The following is a 19,352-nucleotide window of genomic DNA, read 5'->3' on the forward strand; positions in this document are numbered from 1 at the left end:
GGTCGTACTCCTGCCTCGGCGGCTCACGGCGCGTCGAAGCCCGCGGCGGTCAGGACCGCCTTTCCCTTGGCGGACAGCACGTAGTCGACGAACGCCTTGGCGCCGTTGGGGTTCGGCGCCTTGGTCAGTGTGGCGATCGGGTACTCGTTGACCGCCTTGCTCGCCTCGGGGAACTCGATGCCGTCGACCTTGTCCTTCGCGGACTGTACGTCGGTCTTGTAGACCAGGGCCGCGTCGACCTCGTCGAGGCTGACCTTGGTGAGCGCTGCCTTCACGTCCTTCTCCAGAGTGTCCGGCTGCGCGGTGAGACCGGCGGCCTTGAACACCTTCTGCGCGGCCGCACCGCACGGCACCTCAGGGGCGCACAACGCGATCTTCTTGTTCTTGTCGGTGAAGTCCTTCAGGCCGGTGACGTGGCCCGGGTTGCCCTTCGGTACGGCGATCTCCAGCGTGTTCTTCACGAACGTGGTCGGCGTGTTCTTGTCGGTCACCTGGTCCATGTTCTTCGGCGCCGCGGAGGCGAACACGTCAGCGGGCGCACCCTTGCCGATCTGCTGCGCGAGCGCCGAGCTGGCGTCGAAGCTGAAGTTCACCTTCACGCCGGGGTGCGCGGCCTCGAAGTCCTTGCCGAGCTGGGTGAACGTCCCGGTGAGCGAGGCGGCGGCGAACACGTTGATCTCGCCGGACACCGACGGCGTACCGGAGGCCGACGGGGAGGTGGACGATGCCGGGCTGTCACTCCCGCAGCCGACGAGGGCGAAGGCGGCGACGGCGGCCAGCGCGGCGAACGCGGTACGGCGCAACATCAGGCCTCCGGGATCTCGACGACGACGTGGGTGGACTTGATCGAGGCGACCGCGATCACGCCGGGCTCCAGCCCGAGCTCGTCTGCGGCCTCGCGGCTCATCAGCGACACCACCCGGAACGGCCCGGCCTGCATCTCGACCTGCGCCATCACGCCGTCCTTGAGTACCCGGGTGACGATCCCGCGCATCCGGTTCCGCGCCGAGGCGGCCGTGGTGTTCCCGGGCTCCGGTGAGTCCGCCAGCTCCTGGGCGAACGCGGCGAGCGCCTGCCCCGCGATCGCCATCCGCCCGTTCTCCTGGCTCGACGGCAGCCGGCCCTGATCGATCCAGCGGCGCACGGTGTCGTCACTGACGCCCAGCAGCGCCGCCGCCTCACTTACCCGCAAACTCGGCACGAGAGACAGCATACGTCCGCAGATACGGATTGATGCCAGCTTGTCCACAGTCACGGATTCGTGACGGAAAGTCGCGGCCGATCCTCGTAAGTTAATGGGCATGAGCACAACGGCGATGCGTGACTACCTGGACGGGCCGCACAAGGCGGCGCGGGACGCCGTGCGGGCCGCGCTGGCCGAGCACGCGGACCTGAAGGACCTCGCGGTGCAACTGCCGCGCGACGAGTACCGGGACCGGGTCCTCGACCTGCTGCTGGAGTCGGCCGCGGCCGGGCTGCCCGCCCGCGGATATCCGAAGGAGTACGGCGGCGAGGCGGACCTCGGCGGGTTCATCGCGGCCTTCGAGACGCTGGCCTTCGGCGACCTGTCGCTGATGGTCAAGGCCGGTGTGCAGTTCGGGCTGTTCGCCGGCGCGATCCTGCACCTCGGCACCGAGCGGCACCACGAGCGGTATCTGGCGGACGCGATCAGCGGTCGGCTGCTCGGCTGCTTCGCGATGACCGAGACCGGTCACGGGTCGAACGTGCAGGCCCTCGGCACGACGGCGACGTACGACGACGCCACGGGAGAGTTCGTCGTCCACACGCCGACCGCGGCGGCACGCAAGGACTACATCGGGAACGCGGCCCGGCACGGGCGGATGGCGGCCGTGTTCGCGCAGTTGGTGGTCGGCGGGGAGAGTCACGGCGTGCACTGCCTGCTGGTGCCGATCCGGGACGCCGACGGCGCGACGCTGCCGGGGGTGACGCTGTCCGACTGCGGGCCGAAGCTCGGGCTGAACGGGGTGGACAACGGGCGGATCGTCTTCGACCAGGTGCGGGTGCCGCGAGAGGCGCTGCTGGACAGGTATGCCCAAGTCGATGCCGGCGGCAACTACACCAGCCCGATCGAGAACCCGGACCGCCGGTTCTTCACGATGCTCGGGACGCTGGTGCAGGGCCGGGTGTCGGTCGGCGGCGCGGCGATCAACGCGAGCAAGGTCGCGCTCACGATCGCGGTTCGGTACGGCGCCCGTCGCCGGCAGTTCGGGGCACCGGGGAGCAGCGAGGAGACGCTGCTGCTCGACTACCGGATGCACCAACGCCGGCTGCTGCCGCTGCTCGCCCGGACGTATGCACTGCACTTCGCGCAGGCCGAGTTGGTGCAGGAGTTCGCGCGGGTGTTCAGCGCCGACAGGGTCGGCGAGCGGGACGAGCACGACCGGCGGGCGCTGGAGGCGCAGGCCGCCGGGACGAAGGCGCTCGGCACCTGGCATGCGACCGAGACGATCCAGCTGTGCCGCGAGGCCTGCGGTGGGGCGGGATACCTCGCGGAGAACCGGCTGGCCACGTTGAAGGCGGACACCGACGTCTTCACCACGTTCGAGGGCGACAACACCGTCCTGCTGCAGTTGGTGGCGAAGGGGTTGCTGACCGACTACCGGCGGTCGTTCGGTGAGCTGGACCCGTTGGGTATGGCCCGGTTCGTGGCGGCGCAGGCGGTGGAGATCGCGGTCGAGAAGGCGGCTCTCCGCCCGTTGATCGAGCGGCTGCGGGACGTCGTACCGAACCGGAGCGACGCCGGGGATCCGGATGCCGGGCTGCGGGACGACGCCTATCACTCGGGTCTGCTCCGGTATCGCGAGGAACACATGCTGTCCGGGGTGGCGCGGCGGCTGAAGGCGGGCGTCGACGCCGGCGACGATGCGTTCGACGTGTTCAACCGGTGCCAGGACCACGTGATCGCGGCCGGGAGGGCACACGTCGACCGGGTGGTGCTCGAGGCGTTCCAGTCCGCCGTGCAGGAAGCGCCGGACGAGCTTCGCCCGGTGTTGCAGGACCTGTACGACCTGCATGCCCTGGTGACCATCGAGGCGGAGCGCGCCTGGTACCTCGAGCACGGCCGGCTCTCACCGGGCCGCTCGAAGGCGATCACGGCGCTGGTCAACGACCTCTGCGCGACCGTCCGCCCGGCCGCGGTGGACCTGGTCGACGCCTTCGGCGTACCGGGCGCGGCGGTGGACGTGCCCATCGTTGTACCGTCACAGCATGAGTGAGTCGATCGAACCTGTGTCGGCTGCTGAGGCCGCCCGCGAGCTTGCCCGGGTGTTGCTGGAGCAGGCGGATGCTCTGGATCTGCACGACCTGCGGGCGACCGCCGCGATCGAGAACGTCCGGGTGCAGGCCCGGGTGCTGGCGGACGCCGTGCACGAGCGCGGCTGGGGCGACATCTTCCTCGGGATCGACTCGTACGACCCCGACGAGCTGGACGACCTGCCGCTCGGTCCGGACGACTTCGACGACCCCGCCGACTACCGGGAGATCGTCGGGGGCGGCGCGCTGGACGACCTGGACGAGCTCGAGGAACCGATGCTCCCGCAGAACGGGGTGCGGCTCAGCTACCAGGCGCGCTACGACTACGTGGTCACCGACCCGGAGGCGTTCGTGCAGTACGTGCGCAGCCGGGCGGAGGACGCCCCGGACGACGCGCTGACCGACGACGCGATCGACGACATCGAGGACGCCCAGACCGCGTTCGAGCTGCTCTGCTACCTGGACGGGATGGGCTCGAAGGCGTACGAGTCGTTCGGCCTGCTGCCGGGTGGCGGCGAGGAGTCCCACAAGGTTGTCCGGTTCTCCCTCTGGGACCTCGACCCGACCCGGCGCGACGACACCTACCCCTACTAGAAAGACCGCCCGCTGTACTGGTCCCCAGCAGCACCGGTACAGCGGACGGTCTCCAGAAAGAAACGCCGACCGCGTCGGGTGTTGGTCGCCACCTCACTGGCGACCAACACCCCACCGACACGGCCGGCGTCCTGCTGTTGCCCCGAGAGGGCAAGTGGCCCGAAGGAGGGCGGGCCCGAGACCCATTCCGCGGCCGGCAGGGGAGGTACAGTCCGGTCGCGGACGGGAGTGCATCGGGAACCACCTGGACCCAGTGCCGGCGACCCGTCCGTCGCCGACAAGAGAAACCTGTCATGCGGCTCGGGCTACCGGGAATCCTCCGGTTCAAACATTTGCATTGCCTTTGAAGTAAGCAACGCTCAGTAAAAGTTCCTTCACTTTCCGTAGAGATGTTGCCTGTCGCAACAACAATGCTCTGGACAACTGGTCAGATTTTCAGCAGTTTTGCCGGCCGTCGGCACCCGGCGACGGGTGGTCAGGCGAGTTCGAGTTCGGTTGCCGGGCGGGGTGGGACCTCGCCGTAGGTCGTGGTGCGCTGGCGGGCCGGGCGGCCGGCGGCGTCCGCCATCGCGGTCAGCTCGGCGATCGACTTGCGGCTGCCGTGCTTGGAGCCCGCCATCCGGCTGATCGTCTCCTCCATCAGCGTGCCGCCGATGTCGTTCACGCCGCCGTTCAGGACCGCGACGCAGCCGTCGACACCGAGCTTCACCCAGGAGCACTGGATGTTGTCGATCCGGCCGTGCAGCATGATCCGCGCCATCGCGTGCACCGCCCGGTTCTCGTCGTACGTCGGGCCCGGGCGGGCGATGCCGGCCAGGTAGATCGGTGAGTTCTGGTGGATGAACGGCAGCAGCACGAACTCGGTGAAGCCACCGGTCTCGTCCTGCACCGCGGCGATCGTGCGCAGGTGCTGCACCCAGTGGTGCGGGGCGTCGACGTGGCCGTACATCATCGTCGAACTGGACGGCAGACCGACCCGGTGCGCGGTGCTGATCACCTCGATCCAGCTTGCCGTCGGCAACTTCCCCTTGGTGAGGATCCAGCGCACGTCGTCGTCGAGGATCTCGGCCGCGGTACCGGGGATGCTGTCCAGGCCGGCCTCCTTCACCGAGATCAGGAACTCCTCGACGGACAGACCGGTGCGGACCGAGCCGTTGATGATCTCCATCGGGGAGTAGGCGTGCACGTGCATGTCCGGGACCCGGTCCTTCACCGCGCGGACCAGGTCGGCGTACGCCGTACCCGGGAGGTCGGGGTGGATGCCGCCCTGCATACAGACTTCGGTCGCACCGATCACCCAGGCCTCCTCGGCGCGCTGCCCGACCTCGTCCATCGAGAGCGAGTACGCGTCCGCGTCGGTCCGCCGCTGCGCGAACGCACAGAACCGGCAGCCGGTGTAGCAGACGTTGGTGAAGTTGATGTTCCGGTTCACCACATAGGTGACGTCGTCGCCGACCGTGGCCTTCCGCAACTCGTCCGCGATCCGCGCCAACTGGTCCAGGGCCGGCCCGGTCGCCGTCATCAGCGTCAACGCCTGCTCGTCGGAGAGCCCGGCGGGGTCGCGCTCGGCAGCGGCCAGCGCTTCCTTGACGTCGCCTTCAAGACGTTCTGGAGCGGTTCGACCGGCCACGTCCTCGCGGAGGGTGTCCCAGTCGCCGTAGGCGGCGTCGAAGTCGGAGCGGGTTTCGGTGCGGCGGCCTTCGGTGTCGATGGCCGTGTGGAGGTCGGTGCGGCCGACGCTGTCCCAGCCGCCGTCGGGCTCCTGCCACGGGAGACCGACCGGCATCGCCGCCTCGTTGGCCAGGCCGGTGGCCGGGTCGACCAACGCCTCGACGTGTGAGATCAATCGCGGGTCGAGCCACGGCTCCCGCAGGTATTCCGGGTGCGTCGTCAACCGCTCCCGCAACACGAACCCCGCATCGGCGGTCACCTTCGCGAGGTCGTCGATCTGCGGCCACGGCCGCTCAGGGTTCACGTGGTCGGGCGTCAGCGGCGACACCCCGCCGAAGTCGTCGACACCGGCATCCAGCAACTGCCGGCATTCAGCCAGATCGACCAGGTTGGGCGGCGCCTGCACCCGGACCCGCGGACCGAGCACGATCCGCGTCGCGGCGATCGCCGCCAGCCACTCGTCCAGCGGTACGTCGGCGTCGTTGCGCATCGCCGTGTCCGGTTTCACCCGGAAACCCTGAATGATGATCTCCTGCAGCCCGTTGTACTGCCGCGCGATCTTCCGGAGCGCGAAAACGGATTCCGAACGTTCCGAAAGCGTTTCCCCGATCCCGATCAGCAGCCCGGTCGTGAACGGAACGTTCGACCGCCCAGCGTCCTCGAGCACCCGCAGCCGGACGGCCGGGTCCTTGTCCGGCGAGCCGAAGTGCGGCTGGCCCTTCTCCTCGAACAGCCGTCGCGACGTGGTCTCGAGCATCATCCCCATGCTCGGCGCGACCGGCTTCAGCCGCTGCAGGTCCTGCCACGACATCACGCCCGGGTTCAGGTGCGGCAGCAGCCCGGTCTCCTCGAGCACCCGGATCGCCATCGCCCGTACGTAGTCCAGCGTGCTGTCGTACCCGGCCTCCTCCAGCCACGTCCGGGCCGCGTCCCACCGTTGCTCCGGCGCGTCCCCGAGCGTGAACAGCGCCTCCTTGCAGCCCATCGCCGCACCCTGCCGCGCGATCTCCAGCACCTCGTCCGGCGACAGGTAGGGCGCGTGCACCCGGCCCGGCGTGGTCGCGAACGTGCAGTAGTGACAGCGGTCCCGGCAGAGCCGCGTCAGCGGGACGAAGACCTTCTTCGAGTACGTGATCACCCCCGGACGGCCGGCGTCGGCCAGGCCCTGGTCGCGGACCCGCGCCGCGGTCGCCATCAGCGCGGTGAGGGCGTCGCCGGTCGCGCCGAGCAGTACCTCCACCTCCGCCGGGTCGAGGGTCTTGCCGTCGTCGGCACGCTTCAGCGCACGCCGCATCGCAGTCGTCAGTTCAGTGGCCACGGAATCCGAGAATAAGTTGCGGAAAACGGTTGATCCCGCGATTCCGGGAACCAAAATCAATCCGTACGGACGTCCTGATAGATTGCTGTTCGTGCAGGTCAGACAGGGTGTCGACGGTCGCCGCAGACGCGGTGAGCAGCGCCGGAGCGAGCTGCTGGCGGCAACTCTGTCCGTGATAGAACGCGACGGAGTCGCAGGTGTCAGCCATCGTGCGGTGGCCGCGGAGGCCGCTGTCTCGCTCGCCTCGATCACCTACCACTTTCCGACCCTGGACGCTCTGCTGGTCGCGGCGCTGCAGTCGGCCGCGGAGGACCTCGCCGTCGAGCTGGACGGCCGCGGGAGCGAGCTCGGCGCCCGCCCGGCCGACGAGTTGGCGCGACTGATCGAGCACAGCGTCGTACGCCGTCGTGGCCGGACGCTGGCGCTCTACGAGCTGTACCTCTATGCGGCACGGCGACCCGAGTTGCGGGAGTCGGCGCGGGCGTGGCTGGAACCGCTGACCGAGATCGCGCGAACGTTCACAGCCGATCCGGAGAAGGCCCGCCTGCTGGTCGCGGCACTTGACGGCCTGCTGATGCAGGCGTTGATCGGTGCGCGGAAGGTGGACCGGCGGGATCTCGCCGCACTGCTCGAAGTGCTGAGGTAGCGCAGGAGCTACCCGTGGTCGGGTGCGCAGGCCAGCGTCCGGCAACGCTTCTGCCAGTTGGCTGGACCCATGCTGAGGTTGTCTGTCGGAGCGCTGCGCACCAGGTGGCAGCTGTTCGCGGGTGCTGTCGTGGCCGTGGCACTCGGTGTCGGCCTGGTGCAGTCGGATCTGCAGATCCTGGCGGCCACCGATCACCCGCTCCTCCCGTCCGGCCTGTCGGCGTACCAACGGGCCCAGGTGCGTGAGGGGTACGTCGGAGCCGCGACCTTGCTCGGAATGTCGGTCATGCTCGCCGTCTTCCTGAGCGTCTTCATCGTGAGTACGACGTTCGGGTTCATGACCGTGCAGCGGCGGCGCGAGTTCGGGCTGCTCCGACTGGTCGGAGCGCAGCGCGGCTACCTGTGCGTGATGGTGGTGGTCGAGGCTGCGCTGCTCGGGGCGGCCGGCAGCGTTCTAGGTGTACCGGTCGGGGCGTTGGCGACCTGGGCGCAGTCGTGGCTGCTGATCGAACTGGGCATGCTGCCGTCCTGGTTCGACGCGCCGTGGGATCCGGGTGCGGTCTGGGCAGCGATGATCATCGGCGTCTGTACGGCGTTGGCCGGAGTCCTCGCCGCTGCCTGGCGGGCGTCGCGGATCAGGCCGCTGGAGGCCGTCGTCGAGGGACAGGCCGCGCGCCGGGTGATGACGGGCTGGCGCTGGTTCTGGGGCCTGTCGGCCGCTTTCTGCACCGTACTGCTGGTGATCGTGGCGCAGGCCGCGCGGGATCTGGTCGCCGGGTTGATGATCGGCCTGGTCGTGATGATCAGCGGATCCGTCGCGTTGAGCCAGCTGAGCCCGGTCGTGGTACCGCTGGCCGGCCGGCTCCCCGCGATCGTTGTCCGCGGCAACTTGATCGCGGACCTCGCACGTGCCGGCGTGCTGCACGCGGTACGCCGGAGTGCGGCCACCGCGGCGCCGTTGATCGTGCTGGTCGGCCTGGTGGTCGGGATGTGGGGCACGTTCGGGTCGCTCGCCAAAGCCGTCGGCGTCGAGCAGCAGCGGCTGGTCACCGCCGACGTCGTACTCGACCACCCGATCGCGCCCGGGCCCGGGATCGCGGCCGCGTCGGTGCAGACCGCCGTACCGATCGTCGTCACGAACGGTCGGAAAACGGTGTATTCCGAGGCGATCGGGATCGATCCGGCGGCGTACCAGGCGACGCACAGGCTGCGCCCGCGCAAGGGATCGCTGGACCGGCTGACCGGGAACACGATTGCGATCGGCCCGGGCATGGCGGTCGAGGGGTACAAGCTCGGGTCGACGCTCAAGGTTGCGCTTGGCAACAAACGGACGACCGTCCGGGTGGTCGCGATCATGCCGGAAACGCTGGATGTGAGTGAGAACTTCTTCGTTCCGCGGACCTTGCTGCCGGCCGGCGGGCGGACCGAGACACTGGTGAAGCTCGCGCCGGGCGGGGCCCTGGACGGGCAGCCCGTGAAGAAGTGGGCGGCCGCCCGAGGGGAGGCGCAGCAGCGCAGCAATGCGGACCTGTTCGCCGCGCTGATGGGCCTGGCCGGGATCTTCACGGCGGTGGCGGTCGTCAACGCGGTCGTGATGTCGACGGCCGACCGGCGCCAGGAGTTCACGCTGTCCCGGCTGGCCGGATTGACCCGCGGGCAGGTCGTCACGGTCGCGGTCGTCGAGTCGGCAACCGTTGTCGTGGTCGGCGTACTGCTCGGATCCCTCGTCGCGGCGGCCGCGCTCGCGGGGATCGCGGCCGGGCCTTACGGCCTTGCCGCGCTGGCGATTCCGTGGCGGCTGCTCGGGCTGATCTTCGGAGCGGCGCTGCTCGTGGTCGGCGGTACGGCGGCGCTCACCGCTTCGCGCGCGACGTCTCGCCCGCTCGGCACATCCCGAGCATGATGACGTGGTGGAACGGCCGGATCAGGTTGTAGTAGAACCGCCCGGCCGGCCGCAGGAACTTCACCAGCGTGACCACCTTGAAGGTCGCCGGCCGCTCGTTGTCGGTGATGAACGCGAGATACCCGACCAAATGATTGTCGGTCACCTCGAGCAGCAGGAACCGGTCCTCCTCGCCGCGTTTCACGGTGAAGAACGCGTTCTTCTCACCCGGCGTGAAACTCACCGTTTCCGGTCGCAGCCGGCGCGAGTCCGGTACGCCGGTGGTCTCCAGCCGGAGCACTGCGGCAACGGCCATCCGGACGGCGAACAATCCCTTGACCCACAAGGGGCTGTAGCTGAGCGCGCCCGCGACGAACTCCGGCAGCGTGAGGTCGCCGTGCGCCGTCTTCACATCGATCTCGTCGACGACCGGCACCAGGTCGTCGAGCTCGTGCAGCGTAGTAGTCATGGTCTCTCCATCAGTCGACGAGCCGCAGGACGAGGTCGTAGATCTCCCGCACGTCCTGCTTGCCGATCGGCGGCACGACCTGCTCGGCGCCGATCAGGATCAGGTACAGCAACTGTGCGAACCGATCCGGATCCACGTCCGTCTCCAGCCCGCCGCACAACTTCTTCAGGTACGCCGTCCGCGTCTTGTCCACCCGCTCCTGCGCGGCCCGGACCTCGGGATCCTGCAGTGCCCACGCCCGAACGGCGATCTCCAAGGCGGCGCTGTCCGGATCCGACAACACCAGCCGCAGCAGGTGCTGCAGCTTCGCGCCCGCGTCGTCCGTCCCCTCGACAAGGTCGATCAACCGCGTGGTGTAGCGCAGCTCGAAGTACTCCAGCAACGCCGCCTTGTACCCCGAGGCTCCCTTGAAGTGGTGGTAGTAGGACCCCTTGGTAACCCCCAACGCCCCGGTCAGTCGCTCGATCGTCACCGCCGGCGCTCCCTCCGCGGCCAGCAACTCCAACCCTGCGTCCAACCACTCGGTCCGGCTCACCATGCCGAGACCATACCATACCGTTTGGTATGGTCAGTCGACGGTCACCGAGGTGACGTGTGCGCTGCCCTCCAGGATCGTGAGGTCGTGGGTGGTCGTGTTGAAGGTGCCGAAAGCGTTTCCGGTGGACCAGAACACGTTTTCCACACCAGGGAGACGAGGAGCGAAGTGCAGTGCGCCGGTGTGGGCGTCGTAGTCGAAGCCGGTGAGTTGCACGACCGCGCCCCAGGACGCCATCGCCCGGGCGTAGTGGTGGCCGCATTCGGCCTCGTCGTACGGGTTGCGGCGTTCGCCGTCGTACCGCTGCCGGATATCCGCGATCACCTGCAGGCCTTCGTCGACCAGGCCCTCCGAGATCAGGCCGACGGCGAGGATGTGCTCGAAGCCGGTCATCACCTCGGTGAAGTACGGAAACGGGCGTTCCGGGCGGTTTCCGCGCGGGTAGCTGCACATCAGTACGGCGGACTCGTCGGCGCCGAGGACGTAGCTGCGCATGTGGTTGAAGTGCCCGCTGAACCCGGACAACCCGTTGTACCGAACGATGCTGCGCAGCGTGGCCGCGACGTTCGACTCGTCGAGCAGCGTCCCGAGTTGTGTGATCCGCGCGAGATGCTGCCCGACCAGCTGGTCGACGAGACAGCCGTCGCCGAGTTGCAGGACGGGATGCGTCGGATCCGGCGCACCGGCCCGCTCACGCAGACCAGGAGCGATGTCGTCCGCGGACGCCGGCGGCCGGATCTCGTGCCGGTAGTACTCGCCGTTGAAAAGCTGCGAGTCCATCCACGCACTACCGTTCTCGAACAGTTTCCGGCAGCGCGCCGCGAAGTCCGAGTCACCGAGGTACGTCGCCAACTCCTCGCAGGCCCGCAACGCCGCCAGGTACCACGACTGCATCTGCGGGTTCGGCCCGTAGTACTCGACGTCCATCGTGTTGTGCTGGCAGCCCTCCATCACGCCGTCGCGGTCCGCGTCCCACCCGCCCGGGATCCAGCAGAACTCGAGCGCCCGCCGCGCCGCCGGCCACAGCGACCGGAGCATGTCGTCGTCACCGCTCAGCCGCCAGTCCCGGTACAGCTTCACCAGGCACCCGAGCTGCCCGTCCGCGGCCGCGACCTTCCAGTTCCGAGCCTTCGTCGCCAGCGGCAGCCCGACCCGGAAACTCATCAGCCCGTTCTCGTCGGTCGCCTGCGCGAACTCGACCTCCCGCAGTGACCGCGCGATCTCGCCGAACAGGAACGGTGTGGCCTGCTCGTAGTTCCACACGTGCGTACAGCTCCCGAAGCAACTGCCTTCGTGGTCGGAGCAGCCCTCCCACCCGAAGAAGCGCCCGTCCGGCGTTCGGAAAACGGTTTGCGTCCGCAAGGTACTGAGGTTGAACAACGCCGCTTCCTTCACGGTGTCCGGCAGATCGCTGGACAGGAAGGCGCTGACGAACCCGACCGTACGACGCTCCAACTCGTCCAGCTGGGACCCGAACTGCCGCAGCACGTCCCAGGCGTCGTCGTACAAGGTCGTGTAGTGGTTCCCGACGAACTCCGGGTTCTCCCACCCGCGCCGGTTCGGGAAATGCCACCCGAGCAGGAACGTGAACCGCTCGGTCGCCCCGGCGGCGACGGTCCGCCGATCCGCGACCGAGGCAACCGGTGTCGCGGACTCGCTCACGCGTTCGTCGAGTTGCCCGTCGGCGGTGAAGTCGTCCCAGAAGTCCAGCAGGCTGTCGCCCCACGTCCGATCGGCCCAGCCGGTACGCCGGGACACGTCCGCCCCGTCGAGTACGCCGAGCGCGATCGAGCCGAACTGCTCCGCGTCCGCCGGCACGCCGCGGCTCCGCATCAGCACGCCCTCGACGCTCATGTCCCCGGTCCCGGCGGACGCCGTCGTGTTGTAGTTGCCCGCAGCAACGTCGTACGTGCCGTCGCGCCCGACGAAGTTCTGCAGCGCCCCGGCCACCGAGACGGTCAGATCCTCGGCGGACCTGTTCGTGACCGCGAACCGCAGGACCGCGACCGGCCAGGAGCTCGCCGCCACATCCGTCGGCACGAACGGGTTGAACGCCTCCAGGTCGACGTCGACCGGCACGTCGTCGTCCCGCAAGGACAGCCGCCCGAACGGATAGGCGGTCGCGAACGTCGCCTCGCGGAAGCGCGGCAGCCCGTGGTTCTGCGCCCCGCTCCCGTGCGCGCCCTCGTACTCGCTCAGGTCCAGCGGTCCCTCGACCGCCCGCGCGACCACCGGCCCGTCGGCGGACGCGGTGCGGATCGCGAAGAACGCCGTACCGGGGTGGAAGCCTTTCGCGGGACGGTTCACGACCTCCCAGTCGCGGAGGTTGCCGCGGCCGCCGAGGCTGACCGTGCCGGTGCCGATGCCGCCGAGCGGGAGGGCGATCCGGCGGAGGTTACGTCCGGTGTACGTACGCAGAGTAGGCCACATACATACCGACCCTAGACGCGGAAACCCGCCGGAGAAATCGTTCTCCGGCGGGTTGCGTAGACCAATCAGGCGTCGGCGACGGTGATCGCCTCGGCTTCGACCTCCGAGTGGTTCGCCGGCACCCGCAGGTGCGACAGCGGCTTCCAGCCGGTGGCCAGGACGCCGACCGCGAGCAGGACCGCGATCGCACCGACGTAGAACGGCAGCTGGATGTTGAACTCCTCGCCGAGCTTCCCGGCCAGCCACGGGGCGACCGCACCGCCGGAGAACCGGACGAAGGAGTACGCCGCGGAGGCGGTGCCGCGCTCGACCGGAGCCGCACCCATCACGGCCTCGGTGATCAGCGTGTTGTTGATGCCGAGGAACAGACCCGCGACGATCACCCCGATCGCCAGGACCGGCTTGTGGTGGGCGTACACACCCATCACCGCGAGGTCCACGGCGAACAGGAACAGCACAGTCATCGCGACCGGCAGTGTGCCGAACTTGGCCTGCAGCCGCGGCGCCACAAAGACCGAGGTGAAGGCGAGGCAGAGGCCCCAGCCGAAGAAGATCAGCCCGATCTGCCGCGCCGACATCGCCAGCGGGAACGGCGTGAACGCGAGCAGCGTGAAGAACCCGAAGTTGTAGAGCAGCGCAGTGACTGCCACGGTGGCGAGCGACCGGTGCCGGAGCGCCTTCAGCGGCTCGATGACCGACGTACGGCGGGCCTGCGGGGGCGAGGCGGGCAGCAGGAACGCGGTCGCGGCGAGCGCGATCGTCATCAGTACGGCGACGCCGAAGAACGGGCCGCGCCAGGAGATCGTGCCGAGCTCACCGCCGACCAGCGGGCCGGCCGCGATGCCGACGCCGAGGGCGGCCTCGTACAGGATGATCGCCTCGGCGACCGAGCCGGACGCCGAGTTCACGATGGTCGCGAGCGCGGTCGCGATGAACAGCGCGTTCCCGAGACCCCAGCCGGCCCGGAACGCGACGATCATGCCGATCGAGTTCGACAGGCCTGCCAGCGCACTGAACACGACGATGATCGCCAGGCCGATCAGCAGGGTGCGCTTGGCGCCGATCCGGCTGGAGACGGCGCCGGTGATCAGCATCGCCACCCCGATCACCGCCATGTAGCTGGTGAACAGCAGCGAGACCTGGGACGGACTCGCGTGCAGCTGCTCGGCGATCGGCTTGAGGATCGGGTCCACCAGGCCGATGCCCATGAACGCGATCACGCAGGCGAACGCGACCGCCCAGACGGATTTGGGCTGCTTCAGGAACGACGAGTTACTCACCGGGGTGTGTCCTCCAACGGTTCAAGGGTGAGAAGTCTGTGGATGACGGCGACGGCGGCCTCCAGGGTGGCGAGGTCGGTCGCGGGCAGCTGACGAAGGTGACCCGAGAGCGCCTCACCGGCCTGCCGGCGGGCGCTGCGCAGCTCGGCGAGACCCGCGTCGGTGAGACGGATCAGGCTCGCCCGGGAGTCGGCCGGATCCTGCGTCCGCACCACCGAGCCCTGCTCCTCGAGCCGCTGGACCAGGTTGGACATGGTCGGCTGCGACGTACGGTCCGCCTTCGCCAACTCACTGATCCGGGCCTCCCCGAGCTCGTCGAGCCGCCCCAGCACCCGCATCGCGGCGTGCGGCAGCGTGTTCACGTTCCGGGTGGCCAGCCGCGACAACCGCGTCGAGGCCACCACCAGCTCCTCGCCGAGCCGAGTCAGGTCAGTTGCGATCACAACCACAAATATACATAGCTTTGCTATGTATCTCTACCTCGGGCAGCGGTGAACCAGCTCACGTGGCGGGCGGTTCGTCGCATGACTCGACGAGCCATTGGTTGAGCGCCGCATCCCACCTCAGCAGCAACCAGCCGGTGCGTGCGACGGGCAGCCGTACGTCGGTCAGGCGCGCGGCCATGACCGTGGTGATCGTCTTCGGCGCCTGAAGGACGATCCGGGCGTCCCAATCCGCAACGGTGATCGCTCCGGCTGCGCGCAGTTCGGCGGCCGCGCGCTTCCTCGCCTTCCGGGAGAGCTTGTCGCGAACGGCCTTGTAGGCGTCCTCGCCGGCCCTGCTCGCTATTGCCTGCAGAAAAGGCAGCAGGGTGGAGCCGGCCAACGCGCCCAGGAGCAGTTCGGTCGCTCCGCGGTCGCCACCGGGATCGCCAGGAGAGCTGTCGCCGGATCGATGAGTCATGTCCGACATGATGCCAATCCGGACGGGCCGACTCGCGAGTGCGCGCGTCCGGCTGTCAGGGGCCGACATGGATCTGCGGTGCCCAGAGCTCAGGCGACTCGGGATACCTCGAGCGGACCCTGTTGACGGCGTTGTGCAGCGCGAGGGCGGTTCGGGAGATGTCCACGCCGCCGGCCGTAACAGCCGCGTAGAAGTCGTCGGCGACGGCCGTGGCCACGCCGTCGGTCACTGACCACAGCGTGCCGATGACATGCCGAAAACCCGCCATCCGGAACGCGCCCGCGAGGTGGAGGACCTCGTCGTCGAGACGGTCCGGGGCGATGCTGGTTCCGCAGGCCGAGAGGTAGGCGAGCTCGACGTTGCCGAGACGAAGACGGGCGATGTCGGCCACCGTCAGCGGGTCGGTCGCATGATCGTCAAGCACCAGATACCCGGGCACGACGCCGTCGGCAGGTCCGACAGCGTGAGAGGCGAAGTGCACCCAGCTGTGCCGTGACAGTGCTTCGAGCACGCTCGACCGCGTAGCCTGACGCCCTTCGAGGACTTGGCAATCGGGGACACGGACGACCAGCGCCGCAGTCTCCCCTCGTACCCCGGGAAGCTCGGGAAACCCGGATGCCGCCGGTACCGACACCACCAGCGGTACCGGCGGATGGGGGCTCGTCCCTACGGTCTCGACGAGACTTCGCAGCGTGGGCGCGTACGACGAGACGACGGCGTCGAGCACGCAGGCACCCGCCGTACCGTGACTGCCTGCGGCGTGCAACGGGAGCGCGCTCATCGGCCCGGTGGGGATCCACCACACTCGGGGCGGTTCACCTGCCGCAGGCGATCGCTGCGGCAGGGCGAGGGCTCGCAGAACCGGATCCGTGACTGCCATGGCCAGCCACGCGAGTGTTTGCTGGACCACCTGTTGTGCGGTGGCCCGGACAGCGGCCGGCAGATCACGGTGCCGCGCCTGGCTGACGGCGGAGCGGAACTCGTCGACGCGTCGAACCAGGTCGGCCTGGCTGAGCTCCGGGAGCGGCACGCTCGTCACGGTGCCGTCGTACACCAGGATCGCGTCGCAGCGCAGTCCGCTGACGTTGATCACGACGATCGGTGCGCTTCCCGGCACGCCGGACAGCAGCCTGTCGATCGGCAGCGGATCAAGGAACTTCCCGAAGCCTGGCAGAGAACGGATCGACTCGATCAGTCGCTCCCATTCCTCTGCGACGGCGTGCCGGTCGAGTCCTGGTAGCGCGACGCCGAATTTCGGGGTGGCGACAGTGGCGATACTGTCGTCCGCCGGCAGGTCGAGGGTGGACCGCAGCTCCTCGAACCGGCCGGCGAGATCCGGGTGCTGCTCGCGGAGATCGGTCAGCTCAGTTCGGGCGTCCAGGGCCTGGCCGAGCAGTACGCCGCGACCGTGCTCCAGCAGTTGCAGGGCCTGCTCGGGTGCCCCCAGCTGGATGGCGCAGGCGGCCGCGTCGCGAGCCAGACCCGAGATTCCCGCGAGTCCTCGTTCGCGGTCTGCGTGGGTCACGCGCCGCGGAGCGATCCGGGGCAACAGCCGCACGGCAAGCTCGAAGGGTTCCATCGCTGCCGACCAGTCGAGCCCGGACGACGTCGCCAGTTCGGCGAGTGCCCACTGCCACCCCGCCGTCACGCGGGTCCGGACCGGCGCGCCGGCATTAGTCGCCACTTGCCGGTAGGCGGCCTTGGCAGCCAGGCGCGCAGCCGCGTCGCCCTCGACGACCGCTTTGAACGAGAGCGCGGAACCGTAGGCAATGAGCGCATCCGCCCACAACACATGCCCATCAGGTACGGCGGCCGCGGCACTGGCGGCCGCCTGCGTCAGCTGATTCAACGCGGCGCGCTGCCGCCGCGGGAGCTGTGCTCGACGCCGTGACGAAAGGATCGAGCGGGTGGCGCGCCGGTCGGCTCGGACCGCCCCCAGGACCTCGCTCGGCTGACGGATGTCGATGGCCCGCAGCCCGGTCACCTGCATCAGGTTCATTCGCCGGACCGCGGTCAGAATGCTCAGCCGCTGAGGGCGATGAGGGTCACTCAGCGGCGTCGCACGGACGGCCATCTCGATGAGATCGGTGGCCTCCGCGAGATCCGTGGGTCGACTCCGGCTGCGAAATCGCCCAAGCAGGATTGCGGCGAGATTCGACTGGAACCGGGGTAGCAAGGGATCCGTCCGCGATGTCGCCGACAGCGCTGCCCGCGCACACTCGACGGCTTCGTCCAGGACGGCGCGATCGCGATCACCGACCGTCTGGTGCCGCATCCGCAAGGCCTCGCCGAGGTTCGAGCAGGCCCGGGCGAATTGAGCAGTGCCCGGTCGGGCACCCGCCACGGCCTCCCGGAACAGCTGGATCGCTTCGTCCAGCGTGGCCGAGTCGCCGTGCTGGACGAACAACGCGAGCAGCGCGTCGCCGAGGTTGCCGACCCGTGTCGAGCGGCGGTCGTCGGTCGGCGCGGTCACCCCGACGACAGACCGGATCGCCGCAAGGGACTCGGTCAGGTCCGCATCGGAGCGGGTCCGGAGCCATCGCAGTTGGAGGGCTCCACCGAGATTCGCCCGGAACGCCGACGTGAGCGGCGTCTCCTCGGACGGAAACATGGCCAGGGCCGCGCGGAACAGGTCGATGGCGCGGTCCAGGTCCGCCGGCTCGACGTATCGTTCGTACCTCGACCACAAGGCCGTGCCCAGTCCGTTCGAGGCGGCGCCGCGGAGGTCGACATTCACCGCGACGTCCAGCACCTCGGAGAACAAGGTGATCGCGGTTTCCAGGTACGGCAACTGGCCGGTGCTCTCGTACTGCCGGTGACGCTCCTCGGCGTCACCGCACAGTTCGAGCAGCATCAGGTAGCGGGGTGATCCCCACGGATCAGCAATCTCGGTCATCGCTCCGGTCGACGGCCCGGATCGCTGCCGGCATCGTCGATCCCGGACAGCGCGTTGCGGGCGAGGGCGTCACCGAGCGCGTCGCCGGCCCGCCGGAACCATTCCGCCGCCTCCTGATTGCGGCCCTGCGACAGAAGGTACAGCCCGAGATTGCCGATCGCGTCCTTGTTCCCGGCTGCCGCGGCCTTCTCGAACCAGACAGCGGCCTCGTCCACACGGCCCTGCGTCTTGAGGATCACGCCGAGGCGGTTCATCTCGATCGGTGAGCCGCCCTCTGCTGCCTGCCGAGCAGCCGTTTCCGACGGCAGGGTGGTGAACGAGACCTCTGGTTCCTGGCTGTTCCCGCCCTGGTTGTTGTTGTCGGGGCTTGTGCGCTGTCGACGACGACGGAAGATCACGGCAGTCCTCCTTGGCCAAGGTACCGAACTGTCTGCGTTCTATCTCAGGATCGCTGCGATCGGGGTCAAGCGCCCGCTTCGAGACAGAACTCGTTGTCGTCCGGGTCGGTGAGGATCACCCAGCCGCCGGGGGTTTTGGTACGGCGGTCGTCCTGGATGTGGGCGCCGAGGGACTGGAGGCGGGCCAGTTCGCCGGCCTGGGTGCCGTCCCGGGGGACCAGGTCCAGATGGAGGCGGTTCTTGGTGGTCTTCGTTTCCGGGACGCGGACGAAGACCAGGTTGACGCCGCCTTCGCCGCCCACGGTCCAGAACGGGTTGCCCGGCATGTCGTGGAAGGTCGCGGGGTGCCGGGTGGCCTGGCTCCAGAAGGCGGCCAGGCGTTGCGGATCGGTGCTGTCGAAGGTGATGTTCAGGATCGCGCTGCGCACGGTGCCTCCTCGGTGGTGATGTCTCGAGCGTGAACCGGTACGGCCGGGTTGATCAACCGCTGACCCGGTCGCCGGCCGCCGTGCGGAACAACGCGACGGGGATGCTGCCGCGGTGCAGGATGTGCGGGATGTCCGCCCACGGGTAGAGCGGCTCCGTGGCATCGAGGTTGCGGAGGCGGTGCAGGGCGCGTTCGGTGGGCGTGGACAGGCCGGCTGCCGCGGCGGGGGAGTACGGGATGTAGTCCTCGGGCGGTTGCGGCTTCATCTCCGGGTCGTGGCGTTTCAGCAGGATGCAGGTGTCGGCCGGGTCCAGGAGGCCGGCGTCGAGGGTCCAGTAGTCGATCACCACCGGACCGATCCGGCCGGATTCCTGCATCGCTTCGAAGATCGGCGCCGGGTGCACCGGCGACAGGAAGACCACGTCGGCCCAGCCGCACCCGAGCGGATACACCGGGGTGGCCAGCCGCTCGGGCCGTCCGTCGTACTTGCGGACCTCGCGTTCGTACACGTCGGGGTAGCGGTGCCGGAGTTGGTTGAGGGGAAGGATCTCGTCCCCGCGGATCTTGCCCGCGGCTTTGTAGAGAAGGGTCATACAAAAAAGCCTCCGCACACGGGAACGTGTCGGAGGCT

At 68.9% G+C, this 19,352-nt stretch carries 17 protein-coding genes; 4 read left to right on the forward strand and 13 right to left on the reverse strand.

All coding sequences use genetic code 11. The features are described from left to right. Positions 1-23 precede the first annotated feature (23 nt). On the reverse strand, positions 24-806 hold the full coding sequence (gene modA, locus AB0M51_RS19445; protein WP_344197349.1) for a molybdate ABC transporter substrate-binding protein: 783 nt from the start codon (positions 804-806) through the stop codon (positions 24-26). After that, positions 806-1,210, reverse strand: a complete 405-nt coding sequence (locus AB0M51_RS19450) for a TOBE domain-containing protein (protein ID WP_344197915.1) — start codon at positions 1,208-1,210, stop codon at positions 806-808. The genes modA and AB0M51_RS19450 overlap by 1 nt, the downstream gene beginning before the upstream one ends. A gap of 91 nt (positions 1,211-1,301) precedes the next feature. Here AB0M51_RS19450 and AB0M51_RS19455 point away from each other — a divergent pair, with 91 nt between their 5' ends. Beyond that, positions 1,302-3,236, forward strand: coding sequence for an acyl-CoA dehydrogenase (locus tag AB0M51_RS19455; protein ID WP_344197351.1), 1,935 nt, complete (start codon positions 1,302-1,304; stop codon positions 3,234-3,236). After that, positions 3,229-3,867, forward strand: a complete 639-nt coding sequence (locus AB0M51_RS19460) for a hypothetical protein (RefSeq protein ID WP_344197353.1) — start codon at positions 3,229-3,231, stop codon at positions 3,865-3,867. Before AB0M51_RS19455 ends, AB0M51_RS19460 begins: the two co-directional genes overlap by 8 nt. 475 nt (positions 3,868-4,342) lie before the next feature. Here the strand turns inward: AB0M51_RS19460 and AB0M51_RS19465 are convergent, their stop codons facing one another. After that, positions 4,343-6,856 carry a bifunctional FO biosynthesis protein CofGH gene (locus AB0M51_RS19465; RefSeq protein ID WP_344197355.1) on the reverse strand — a complete coding sequence of 838 codons (2,514 nt, stop codon included), beginning with the start codon at positions 6,854-6,856 and terminating at the stop codon, positions 4,343-4,345. A gap of 91 nt (positions 6,857-6,947) precedes the next feature. Here AB0M51_RS19465 and AB0M51_RS19470 point away from each other — a divergent pair, with 91 nt between their 5' ends. Next, positions 6,948-7,502, forward strand: coding sequence for a TetR family transcriptional regulator (locus AB0M51_RS19470; protein WP_344197357.1), 555 nt, complete (start codon positions 6,948-6,950; stop codon positions 7,500-7,502). 69 nt (positions 7,503-7,571) lie between these two features. Further along, entirely contained in the window at positions 7,572-9,404 is a 1,833-nt protein-coding gene (locus tag AB0M51_RS19475) for an FtsX-like permease family protein (RefSeq protein ID WP_344197359.1), read from the forward strand. Here the strand turns inward: AB0M51_RS19475 and AB0M51_RS19480 are convergent. From AB0M51_RS19480 to AB0M51_RS19525, 10 genes are all read right to left on the reverse strand, one after another. Further along, positions 9,355-9,852, reverse strand: coding sequence for a DUF2867 domain-containing protein (locus AB0M51_RS19480; protein ID WP_344197361.1), 498 nt, complete (start codon positions 9,850-9,852; stop codon positions 9,355-9,357). The genes AB0M51_RS19475 and AB0M51_RS19480 overlap by 50 nt on opposite strands. A 10-nt stretch (positions 9,853-9,862) precedes the next feature. Further along, complete coding sequence (locus AB0M51_RS19485; protein WP_344197363.1) at positions 9,863-10,390, reverse strand: TetR/AcrR family transcriptional regulator; 528 nt, start codon at positions 10,388-10,390, stop codon at positions 9,863-9,865. 30 nt (positions 10,391-10,420) lie between these two features. Beyond that, complete coding sequence (locus tag AB0M51_RS19490) at positions 10,421-12,817, reverse strand: GH116 family glycosyl-hydrolase (protein WP_344197365.1); 2,397 nt, start codon at positions 12,815-12,817, stop codon at positions 10,421-10,423. A 65-nt stretch (positions 12,818-12,882) separates the two neighbouring features. Then, positions 12,883-14,097: an MFS transporter gene (locus AB0M51_RS19495; protein ID WP_344197367.1), complete on the reverse strand. Its 1,215-nt coding sequence runs from the start codon at positions 14,095-14,097 to the stop codon at positions 12,883-12,885. Next, entirely contained in the window at positions 14,094-14,540 is a 447-nt protein-coding gene (locus AB0M51_RS19500; RefSeq protein ID WP_344197369.1) for a MarR family transcriptional regulator, read from the reverse strand. The genes AB0M51_RS19495 and AB0M51_RS19500 overlap by 4 nt, the downstream gene beginning before the upstream one ends. A gap of 58 nt (positions 14,541-14,598) precedes the next feature. Then, positions 14,599-15,000 (reverse strand): hypothetical protein, encoded by a 402-nt coding sequence (locus AB0M51_RS19505; RefSeq protein WP_344197371.1) that lies wholly within the window; start codon positions 14,998-15,000, stop codon positions 14,599-14,601. A 55-nt stretch (positions 15,001-15,055) separates the two neighbouring features. Continuing rightward, on the reverse strand, positions 15,056-17,896 hold the full coding sequence (locus AB0M51_RS19510; protein ID WP_344197373.1) for a CHAT domain-containing protein: 2,841 nt from the start codon (positions 17,894-17,896) through the stop codon (positions 15,056-15,058). After that, positions 17,893-18,294, reverse strand: coding sequence for a tetratricopeptide repeat protein (locus AB0M51_RS19515; protein ID WP_344197375.1), 402 nt, complete (start codon positions 18,292-18,294; stop codon positions 17,893-17,895). Before AB0M51_RS19515 ends, AB0M51_RS19510 begins: the two co-directional genes overlap by 4 nt. Before the next feature lie 65 nt (positions 18,295-18,359). Next, complete coding sequence (locus AB0M51_RS19520; RefSeq protein WP_344197377.1) at positions 18,360-18,722, reverse strand: VOC family protein; 363 nt, start codon at positions 18,720-18,722, stop codon at positions 18,360-18,362. Positions 18,723-18,774: 52 nt separating this feature from the next. Continuing rightward, on the reverse strand, positions 18,775-19,314 hold the full coding sequence (locus AB0M51_RS19525; RefSeq protein WP_344197379.1) for a hypothetical protein: 540 nt from the start codon (positions 19,312-19,314) through the stop codon (positions 18,775-18,777). Positions 19,315-19,352: the final 38 nt, after the last annotated feature.

The organism is Kribbella sp. NPDC051137 (assembly GCF_040682535.1).
Lineage (GTDB): Bacteria > Actinomycetota > Actinomycetes > Propionibacteriales > Kribbellaceae > Kribbella > Kribbella karoonensis.